2 protein-coding genes are annotated in these 1,952 nt (G+C 77.5%); both read left to right on the forward strand.

Annotation, left to right across the window (positions count from 1 at the left end; genetic code table 11):
* On the forward strand, nucleotides 1-875 hold an 875-nt coding region (locus tag L0B03_RS17175), incomplete at its 5' end, for a type VII secretion protein EccB (RefSeq protein WP_250448137.1).
* Nucleotides 872-1,952, forward strand: a 1,081-nt coding sequence (locus L0B03_RS17180; protein WP_250448139.1) for a S8 family serine peptidase, incomplete at its 3' end; no start/stop codon positions are given. The genes L0B03_RS17175 and L0B03_RS17180, both read left to right, overlap by 4 nt.

A 1,952-nucleotide genomic window follows, 5' to 3' on the forward strand; every position in this document is an offset into this window, starting at 1 on the left:
TGCTCGTCGAGGCCGGCGACGACCTCTACCTCGTCGCGGCCGGACGCCGGCACCTCGTCCCCCGGGCCGAGACCGCGGGGGTGCTGCGCGCGATCGGCCAGGACACCGCGCTGCCCTGGTCGGTCACCGGCCGCTGGCTCAACCTCCTCGAGCCCGGCGCCGACCTCGAGCCCGTCGTCGTCCCCGGTGCGGGGGAGCCCCTCCCGGACGGGGCCGCGGCGCCCCCCGGGACCGTCGTCGGGACCGTCCTGGTCGTGACCGACAGCGTCGGCGGCTCGCAGCGCTACGTCGTCGACGAGCGCGGCGAGCTCGCCCCGCTGACCCCCTTCGCGACCCCCCTGTACGCCCTGGGCTCCGGGGCGCAGGCCGGCGGTGAGGTCGAGGTCACCGCCTCTCAGGTGTCCGGCATGCGCACCGCGAGCAGCCCGGCCGCCCCCGCCGACTGGCCCACCGAGGTCCCCGGCGCCCTGCCCGAGGCGACCACCCCCTGCGTCTACCTCGACGGCGCCGTGGGCGTGGGCGTCCACCTGGTGGGGCACCCCGACGTCGTCGTCCCCGAGCAGGGCGACGAGGTGCGCGTCGAGCCCGCCGGGGGAGCCCTCGTCCGGGCCGAGGCCGGAGGAGCCGCCGCCGGCGTCGCGCACCTCGTGGACCAGACCGGGGTCGCCTACCCCGTGCCGCTCGCCGGGGACGAGCTCGCCCGTCTCGGCTACACCGAGCAGGACGTGACGAGCGTGCCCCAGCCGTGGCTCAGCCTGCTCGCCACCGGGCCTGAGCTGAGCGTGGACGGCGCCGCCCAGGGCGCGCAGACCGCCCAGGGCACCGACGGCACAGGGAACACCGAGAGCACTGAGGGCACTGAGGGATCGGCGTGAGGGCACGGCGTGGCCGTCCGGGGGTGCGCGGGGGCGCCGTCCTGCGCCTAGGTGCGGCCGCGGCCTGCGGGACGCTCGTCTCGACCCTGATCCTCGCGGGGGCCGCGCCCACCACGGCCACCGCTGCCGTCGCCGCCGACTGCGACCCCGAGGTGACCCGCCTGGTGGCCGAGCCCCCGGTCGCCCTCGAACGCCTCGGGGCCACCGAGTCCTGGCAGCTCGCGACCGGCCAGGGCGTGCTCGTGGCCGTGGTCGACTCCGGGGTCGACGCACGCAACGAGCACCTCACCGAGGCCGTCGTCGACGGGGTCGACCTCGTCGGCACCGAGGGCGACCCGCGAGGCTGGCGTGACCCCGCCGGGCACGGCACCGCCGTCGCCGGGCAGATCGGGGCCCGCGCCGTCGAAGGGTCCGGGCTGGTCGGGCTCGCCCCGGACGTGCGGATCCTGCCGGTGCGCGTCTACCTCTCCACCGAGGACCAGGCCGCCGAGGCCGGGGACGGGGTGCGCACCGACCGGATCGCCGAGGGCATCCGCGCGGCGGCCAACGCCGGGGCCCAGATCATCAACGTGTCCCTGAGCTCCCCGACCGACGACCCCGCCCTGCGCGCCGCCGTCGAGCTCGCGACCCGGCGCGGGGCCCTCGTCGTCGCGAGCGCCGGGAACCGCCTCACCGCCGAGGACACCTCGGACTCGCCCCGCTACCCCGCGGCCTACCCGGAGGTGCTCTCCGTGACCGCCGTCGACGCGGCGGACGAGCCCACCACCGACGCGATCCACGGCCCCCACGTGGACATCGCCGCCCCCGGGACCGACGTGCTGACCACCTTCCACGCCGCGGGGGACTGCATCCTCGCGGGAGGAGAGGCCTCCACGAGCTTCGCGACCGCCTACGTGAGCGCCGCCGCAGCCCTGCTCGCCGAGCGGTACCCCGACGAGCTGCCCGAGCAGTGGTCCCACCGCCTCATGGCCACCGCCGCCCGCGGCGCCGTCGACCAGCGCGACGACCAGAGCGGGTGGGGGGTGGTCCGGCCCTATGCGGCCCTGACACTCCTCGACGACGGCACCGCCCCCGGGC

The organism is Actinotalea sp. C106 (genome assembly GCF_023630195.1).
Classification (GTDB): Bacteria; Actinomycetota; Actinomycetes; order Actinomycetales; family Cellulomonadaceae; genus Actinotalea.